Origin of the sequence: Pseudomonas sp. (assembly GCF_035277045.1) — a bacterium.
Classification (GTDB): domain Bacteria; phylum Pseudomonadota; class Gammaproteobacteria; order Pseudomonadales; family Pseudomonadaceae; genus Aquipseudomonas.
In genome coordinates, this window is record NZ_DATELE010000174.1 from 1 (window position 1) to 8139 (window position 8139).

At 66.2% G+C, this 8139-nt stretch carries 7 protein-coding genes and 1 riboswitch; of the genes, 2 read left to right on the forward strand and 5 right to left on the reverse strand.

Annotation, left to right across the window (positions count from 1 at the left end; all coding sequences use genetic code 11):
* Nucleotides 1-931: substrate-binding domain-containing protein (locus VJS90_RS08930; RefSeq protein WP_324121109.1), on the forward strand; the 931-nt coding region annotated here is incomplete at its 5' end.
* Nucleotides 932-1004: 73 nt separating this feature from the next.
* Here the strand turns inward: VJS90_RS08930 and VJS90_RS08935 are convergent.
* From VJS90_RS08935 to VJS90_RS08955, 5 genes are all read right to left on the reverse strand, one after another.
* Nucleotides 1005-4271, reverse strand: coding sequence for a transporter substrate-binding domain-containing protein (locus VJS90_RS08935; RefSeq protein WP_324121111.1), 3267 nt, complete (start codon nt 4269-4271; stop codon nt 1005-1007).
* Nucleotides 4272-4278: 7 nt separating this feature from the next.
* Nucleotides 4279-4893 (reverse strand): response regulator transcription factor, encoded by a 615-nt coding sequence (locus VJS90_RS08940; RefSeq protein ID WP_324121113.1) that lies wholly within the window; start codon nt 4891-4893, stop codon nt 4279-4281.
* A 205-nt stretch (nt 4894-5098) separates the two neighbouring features.
* Complete coding sequence (locus VJS90_RS08945) at nt 5099-5353, reverse strand: DUF1272 domain-containing protein (protein WP_324121115.1); 255 nt, start codon at nt 5351-5353, stop codon at nt 5099-5101.
* Nucleotides 5354-5425: 72 nt separating this feature from the next.
* Nucleotides 5426-6172, reverse strand: a complete 747-nt coding sequence (gene cobM, locus VJS90_RS08950; protein WP_324121117.1) for a precorrin-4 C(11)-methyltransferase — start codon at nt 6170-6172, stop codon at nt 5426-5428.
* Nucleotides 6173-6199: 27 nt separating this feature from the next.
* Entirely contained in the window at nt 6200-6628 is a 429-nt protein-coding gene (locus VJS90_RS08955) for a cobalamin biosynthesis protein (protein WP_324121119.1), read from the reverse strand.
* Between the two features lie 126 nt (nt 6629-6754).
* A riboswitch (cobalamin riboswitch) is annotated at nt 6755-6956 on the forward strand.
* 95 nt (nt 6957-7051) lie between these two features.
* Here VJS90_RS08955 and cobW point away from each other — a divergent pair.
* Nucleotides 7052-8119, forward strand: a complete 1068-nt coding sequence (gene cobW, locus VJS90_RS08960; protein WP_324121121.1) for a cobalamin biosynthesis protein CobW — start codon at nt 7052-7054, stop codon at nt 8117-8119.
* Nucleotides 8120-8139 lie beyond the last annotated feature (20 nt).

Sequence of the window (8139 nt, forward strand, 5' to 3'; positions counted from 1 at the left end):
CGCGCTGCGCGGTGTCAGCACCGTCGCCCCGGCGCTCGTGGAGAAGGTCCAGGCAGCCGCGGCTGCCTTGGGCTATATCGCCAATCCCGCCGCCCGGGCCCTGGCGTCGGCCCGCAGCCAGTCGGTGGTGGTGTTGATCCCGTCGCTGTCCAACCAGCTGTTCATCGACACGCTCGAGGCGATCCACGCGGTGATGCGTCCGCGGGGGCTCGAGGTGCTGATCGGCAACTACCACTATGACAGTGCCCAGGAAGAAAACCTGATTCGCAATTACCTGGCCTACCAGCCCTGCGGCATGCTGCTCACCGGCTTCGACCGCAGCGACGCCTCGCGCCAGATGCTCGCCGCCAGTGGCGTGCCCTGCGTGCACATGATGGAACTGGGCGGTGAGGGCGACGCCGTGTCGGTCGGCTTTTCCCAGCAGCAGGCAGGGCGTGCTGCTGCCCGCCACCTGATCGAGCGCGGACGGCGGCGCCTGGGGTTCATCGCTGCCCAGCTCGACCCACGGGTGATGCAACGTGCTGAGGGTTTCTGCCAGGAACTGGCCGAATCCGGGCTGGACGCGGTCGAGCTGCAACTGTTGTCGCCGCAGCCATCGTCGATCGGCCTGGGCAGCGAGCTGTTCAGCCAGATGCTGGCGCAGGCGCCGGATGTCGACGGCATCTTCTTCTGCAACGATGACCTGGCCCAGGGCGCGGTGCTGCAGGCCTTGCGTCAAGGCATCGAGGTGCCGCGGCAGGTGGCGATGGTGGGGTTCAACGACCTGCCTGCCTCGGCGCACATGGTCCCCCGGCTTACCTCGATCCGCACCCCGCGGGCGGCGGTGGGGCGCGGTGCTGCCCAGGCGTTGCTGAGCATGCTCGACGGCAAGCCGGTCGCGGTGAGACAGCAGGACCTGGGGTTCGAGCTGATGGTGCGGGAGAGTTCCTGAGAGGGGGATGTATGCGCTTGGTTCATGCAGCGGCGCTGAGGTCGAGCGCCGCAGGGCCTCAAGCGCACACCCGTCAGCCCTGACCCGACCCCACCCCTGCACAACGCCGTAGCTCCCGGTCCAGTCCCACCAGGCTGTCCTCCAGCGCCCGCAGCAACTGCGGCAACTTCATGTCATCCGCGGCAGCCTGCTCGATCACTTCACAGTGGCGCACCACATCGCGCACCTTCAGCATCTTCGCGCCGCCCTTGATGCGATGCACCAGGTGCCTGAGGACCTGATGGTCCGGTGCCTCACCGAGTGCGCGCAGCGCCTCGAGGTCTTCGGCATTGCTCTGCGTCAACTGAGCAACCAGCTGCTGGATCACGTGCTCGTCATCCCGGGTAAGATGGCGCAGGTTCTCCAGGTTGAAGCCGTCGGCCGGGACCTGCGCCGACTCGACTGTTTCAGCCCCCTCGGACAACTGCGCGCGCAACCCGTCCAGCCCGATCGGCTTGAACAGGCAGTCGTCCATGCCGCTGGCCAGGCAGCGTTGGCGCTCTTCGGCCTGGGCATTGGCGGTCAGGCCCAGGATGCGGCAGGCGGGCTGGCCGCGCTCGCGCTCGAGCGCGCGGATGCGGCGGGTGAGTTCGTGGCCATCCATGATGGGCATGTTGCAGTCGGTGAGCACCACATCGAAAGGCGACTGCCGCCAAAGGTCCAGGGCGGCCTGGCCGTCGCCCGCCGCTACCACCCGATGACCGAGGGTATTGAGCTGCTTGTCCAGCAGCATGAGGTTGGCGGGGTAGTCGTCCACCACCAGGATTGCCAGCGAGCGGTCACAGGCCATGCCCTGCGGGGCAGGTGTCGCAACCACGGGTGGTTGCCGAGGTGGCAACGACAGGCGCACATCGACCTGGGTGCCGATGCCCTCCAGGCTCTGCAGGGTCAGCCCGCCACCCATCAGTTCGCACAGGCTGCGGCTGATCACCAGGCCCAGGCCGGCACCCTGACGCGCCTGCGGGCCCTGAACCTGCGAGAAGGCACTGAACAGGCGCGCCTGGTCACGGGCGCCAATACCGATACCGCTGTCGCGTACCTGCAGGTGAAGCGCCAGCGGCCCATTCGCTTCGCTGTCAGGCATGAACAGCGTGACACTGACCTGGCCGTGCTCGGTGAACTTGATGGCATTGCTCAGCAGGTTGGACAGGATCTGCTTGAAGCGTCCTCCATCAACCTCGACCCACAACGGCTGGGACGGCAGGTCCAGGTGCAGGTCGAGGCCCTTGATGCGCAGGTTGCCCTCGAACACCTTGACGGTGCCCCGCACCAATGCCGCCAGGTCCGTGGGCGCGGGTTGCAGGGTCATGTGCCCAGACTCGATCCGCGAGATATCAAGGACCTCGCCGATCAGCTCCAGCAGCCCGATGGCCGAGTCGTAGGCGGTTCTCAGTGACTGGGGGTCGCTACCGCCGCGCTCGCTGTCCTTGAGCGACAGTTCAAGCAGGCCGAGCACGGCGTTCATGGGCGTGCGGATTTCGTGGCTCATGGTGGCCAGGAAGGTGCTTTTCGCCTGGCTGGCCTGTTCGGCGTCGTTCTTGGCCTGGCGCAATTGCTCGAGCAGCCCGCGGCTCAGCGCCAGTTGTGCCTGCAGCGCCTGTTGGGCCTCGGTGCGCTGGTGGATGAGCTTGCGCAGGTAGCTGTTCCAGAAGATCACCCCGGCCAGCAACAGCGCCGACAGGATCAGGATCTGCAGCACCAGCGAGCGGTAATTGCGCCATGGACTGTCGCTGATCACGGCGTTGACCCGCCAGCGATTGATCAACTGGTCCATTTCTTCCGGCGGGATGCTGAGCAGCGCCTTGTTGAGGATCGCCTGCAGCTGCGGTTTGTCGGCGGCCGTGGCGAAGGCCGCGGTGGCGGGCTCTTCACCGTAGAGCGACGAGACCTGCAGCCGCCCGTTGAACAGCCGGCTGGTGAAATACGTGGCGTTGATCATCGAGCTCAGGGCCACGTCCGCGCGGTTCTGCGCAACGGCCTCCATGAGCTGCAAAGGGTTGCCCACCTCGACCAGGCGCAGGCCGGGATGCTGGTCGAGCAAGCGCGACCTTGCCGGGTAGTCGCGAATGATGGCCAGGCGCTTGCCCTGCAGGGGCGCCTCGGGGTTGGTGATTTCCTGGGAGCGGGTCACCAGCACGCGCGGGCTGACCAGGTAGGGGCGGGTGAAGCGCAGGTGGTTCTCGCGCTCCTTGCCGTACCCCAAGGCGCCGATCATGTCGGCCTTGCCCTGTTCGACCATCTCTATCATCCCAGGCACCGAGTCACTGTGCAGGATCTGGAAGTGCAGGCCGGTGCGCAGGCTGATCTGTTCGAGCAGGTCGGCCGTCACCCCGCGCAGGTTGTGCTCATCATCATAGAAGGTCAGCGGGGCGAGAGACGGGGTGATGACGACCCGGACCTGCGGATGCTCCTCGGCCCAGCGGCGTTCTTCGTCACTCAGGGCGGGCAGTCGCCGCTCAAGCAGGATGCTGGTGTTGCCGCTGGTCCAGCGGCGCAGGATATTCAGCCGTTCATGCTCGCTGATGCGCGCCAGAGCCCGGTTGACCAGGCGCCGCAGGCGTTGGTTGTCGCGTTCCAGGGCAAAGGCGAAGGTTTCCAGCGGCATCCTCACGAAGTGGTTGATCTTGACGCGCCCGCGAAAGCTCTTGCCGATCAGGAAGTCGCTGCTGATGGCATCGCCCAGGTAGGCGTCGGCCTGGCCCAGGGCGACCGCGGCAAGCCCTGACAGGGCCGAGCGGGTAAGGATGAGCTGGGCCTCGGGATACAGCGCCCGCACCTGATCGGCGGGCAGATAGTGATCGACCATGACCAGGCGCTTGCCGCGCAGGTGATCCTGGCTGTCGAGTTCGCTGTGCTGGGCGGTGATGATCACCGGCTGGTCGTCGGCGTAGGCGTTGCTCAGGGTCAGCCCGGCATCGGCCGCCTCGAAACCGTTGGAGCTGCCAAGCAGGTCGATCCGCCCCTCGTGCAGCGCAGTGATCGAGGCCTGGCGGGTAGGGTAACGCTGGACCTGGACCGGGATGCCCAGCAGCTCGCTGATCAGCCCCGCATAGTCGGCGCTCAGGCCTTCGTAGTCGGACTGGCTGATGTTGATCTCAAACGGCGGATAGTCAGGACTGGAGCTGCCAAGGCGCAGCACGCGTCTGCTGTCGAGCCACTGGCGGTCCTCGGTGGACAGCTGCAAGGGCAAAGGCGAGGCCGCGCTCTGCGAGCGTGCCAGCAGGTGTCGCGGCTCGCTGTCGCCGGCCGCCAGCGGCAAGGCCAGCAGGCTCGCCAGTAGCAGCAAGGCGCATGCTTTCATCAGGTCGTCAGATCACATTGTTGCGCTTGGCCAGGTCGACCATTTCCACCAGTGACTCAGTCTTGAGCTTGTCCATGATCCGGCCTTTATAGGTGCTGATGGTCTTGGCGCTCAGGCGCATGGTTTCGCCGATGTGCTTGTTGTTCTCGCCGCTGCTCAGGCGACGCAGCACTTCGACCTCGCGGTTGGACAGGCTGGCAAGCCGCGCGGCCTCGCTTTCGAGCATGTTGCGGTTGATCGTGAGGTCCGGGAAGGTGGAATAGCCCTTGACCATCGCCTTGACCGCGAAGATCACCGCCTCGATGTCTTCGTCCTTGTGCACGAAGGCCGAGATACCGGCATCCATGCAACGGCGCACGTACAGGTCCGAAGGCTGCCCGGTGAGCACCATGATTCGTGGCGCGGGTTCCAGCAGGTTCAGACGCTTGATGACTTCCATCCCGTCCAGGCCGGGCAGGCCGATATCCAGGATGACGATGTCCGGTTGCAACTGGCGGGCCAGCTGCACCGCATCGACGCCATTGCCGGTTTCGCCCACGACCTTGAAGCGCTCGCGTTCGAGCAGCAGGCGGATGGACAGGCGGATAACCGGGTGATCGTCGACCATCAGTACGGTGGTCATAGGGAAACTCCTTGTCGGAATGTGGTCCGTTTCCTGATCTACCCAGGAACGCGTCTGCAATGGGGGTCAACAGCGCGCGAACAATACGTCGAAACCCTAGGTATTAGTACTGGGAGTACCGGGGTGTTGAAAAAGTCCGACTTGACTGTCGAAAAGTCCTACAAGTGAGGGGTATAAATCCTAAAGCGACGGGCGGTATGTCGATTTACGGTAACGAAATGACGCATTCGGCATGCTCCTTGACCACCCGCTCCCCACTTGCCGGATTGCGCGCCAGCGCAGCGCCGACGCGTGTGGGACGCGCCACCAGCTGTCCGGAGCAGTTAGGGCAGCGGTGCTGGAAGCGCGCGGCAGCGCAGGTGCGGCAGAACGTGCACTCGAAGGAACAGATCAGCGCATCCGGGCTGTCGCCCGGCAGGTCGATATTGCAGCATTCGCAGTTGGGGCGCAGTTCAAGCATGGCCAGGTCTCTATCAAGGAAGGAGAGCAACGAGTCTGCTACCGGCCTGGCCAGGTTGGCAACATGCGACGCTCAGGGCCGGTACAGATGGGCGTGGCCAGCGCGGTACAGCGCCGACTCGGCGAACGGCGCATCGCCCAGCACATGGCCGACCAGAATCAGCGCGGTGCGGCGAAATCCCTTGGCCTGCACCCGCGAGGCGATGTCCGCAAGCGTGCCCTGCACCCAGTCCTGGTCCGGCCAGGTCGCGCGGTGCACCACGGCGATCGGGCAGTCGGCGCCGTAATGCGGCACAAGCTCGGCAACGATCTTCTCGAGGTGCCTGACACCCAGGTGGATGGCCAGGGTGCAACGGTGCCGGGCAAGGTCGGCCAGCTGCTCGCCCGCAGGCATCGGCGAGCTGTCGCCGTAGCGGGTCAGGATGACCGTCTGGGCCACGTCCGGCAGGGTCAGCTCGCAGCCGAGCAGGGCCGCGCTGGCGGCCGTGGCGGTGACGCCGGGGATGATCTGGTAGTCGATGTCCAGCTCGCGCAGGTGACGGATCTGCTCGCCGATGGCCCCGTACAGGCTCGGGTCGCCACTGTGCACGCGGGCGACGTCCTGCCCCTTGGCATGGGCGCCGCGGATGGCATCGATGATCTGCTCCAGGTGCAGCTCGGCACTGTTTATCAGCACCTCGGCAGCGTGGCCTTCGAGCACGGCCGCCGGAACCAGCGACCCGGCATAGATGATCACCGGGCACTGACGGATCAGGCGCTGGCCCTTGACCGTGATCAGCTCGGGATCGCCGGGGCCGGCACCGATGAAATAGACCGTCATGGAGAATCCTTGCAGGTAAAGCGGCGATTATCCGTCAAGAACGGCGCCGCACGCCAATGCCAGTGTTGCCTGGCCGCTGGCCTGGCGGGTGAGGTGCAGGCGAACCGGGCCATGATGGGCGGCTGCTGCCATGGCCAGTGCCGCGCTCTCGGCCACCCCCCAGCAGCCGCTGTGCCGCCAGGCGATGAGCGACCGCTGGCTCAGTTGCCCCTCGAACGGCGCCAGTTGCGCGGCGCTGAAAAACACCAGCGGCAGGCCGAGCTGCCCGGCCAGTTGCCGCAACCCTGGCTCGTCGGCCTTGCCATCGATGCTGGCCAGCCCCTTGAGCGCCCTCAGGTCCAGGCCCTCGCTGGCGAGCACCCGCCGCAGCAGCTCGGCCAGTTCGCTGGCCGGACAGCCCCGGCGGCAGCCGAGGCCGGCATACAGGCCAGTCTCGCCAAGGGTGCGGTTGATCATGGGGGGGGACTCGGTGGCAAGGGCGTGAACGTTCCAGAAGGGGCGCCTGAACGCGGGCCGCCAGCAAATCATGGGGCCGATTTCCCGTCAATCTCAGCCAGCGGTTGACCGCCTGACGGGCACTGCGTAGCCTTGCCGGTCCGAGGTTCTTCGGTGTGCTCCATCGAAGCTAAGACGGGAACGCGGTACCAATCCGCGGCTGCCCCCGCAACTGTAGGCACTGCCCAGACCGACACATGCCACTGCGCCACCGCGCGGGAAGGCGTCGATCGACCGGACTGACCGGTGGCATGCAAGCCAGGAGACCTGCCTCGCAACGAATTCGACTTCAACCGGGCGGGGTGATCCGGTGGCGAACGCGCCCAGGCAAGCGTGCCTGCGGCTTTCGTCCTGCATGCCCGCCATCCTGCCAAGGGCATCGACATGAAAACACTGGCCAAGCTCCCCGTCACCATCGTCACCGGCTTCCTGGGCTCGGGCAAGACCACCTTGCTGCGCCACATGCTGGACAACGCACAGGGCCGGCGCATCGCGGTCATCGTCAACGAGTTCGGCGAGCTGGGCATCGATGGCGAAATCCTCAAGCAGTGCAGCATCGGCTGCACCGAGGAAGAAGCCAGCGGGCGCGTCTACGAGCTGGCCAACGGCTGCCTGTGCTGCACCGTGCAGGAAGAGTTCTTCCCGGTGATGCGCGAGCTGGTCGCACGCCGCGGCGACCTCGACCACATCCTCATCGAAACCAGCGGCCTGGCCCTGCCAAAGCCGCTGGTGCAGGCCTTCCAGTGGCCGGAAATCCGCAACGCCTGCACGGTCGACGCGGTGATCACCGTGGTCGACAGCCCGGCCGTGGCCGCCGGCACCTTCGCCGCCTACCCTGACCAGGTCGACGCGCAGCGCAAGCTCGACCCGAACCTGGACCACGAGTCGCCGCTGCACGAGCTGTTCGCCGACCAGTTGGCCAGCGCCGACCTGGTGGTGCTGAACAAGGCCGACCTGATCGCCCCGGCGGACCTTGCCAAGGTGCGCGCCGAAGTGCTCGAGGAGCTGCCGCCCGCGGTCAAGGTCATCGAGGCCAGCAGTGGCCGCCTGCCGCTTGAGGTGCTGCTGGGCGTGGGCGCCGAGTCCGAGGCGCACATCGACGGCCGTCGCACCCATCATGATTCCCACCATGACGGCGACGATCATGACGATCACGACCATGACGCCTTCGACTCGATCTCCATCGACCTGCCCGAGGCCGACGAGCGTCTGCTGCTCGATGCCCTGACCGGCCTTGTGACCGAATTCGGCATCCTGCGCGCCAAGGGCTTCGCCGCGATCCCCGGCAAGCCGATGCGCTTGTTGATCCAGGGCGTGGGCAGCCGCTTCGACAAGCACTTCGACCGCGCCTGGCGTGCCGAGGAGCCGCGCGTCACCCGTCTGGTGCTGATCGGCCAGGACCTCGACGCGGCGCTGCTCGAAGCGCGCCTGCGCCAGGCCCTGGGCGCCTGACCCATGCACCTGCTGCGGAC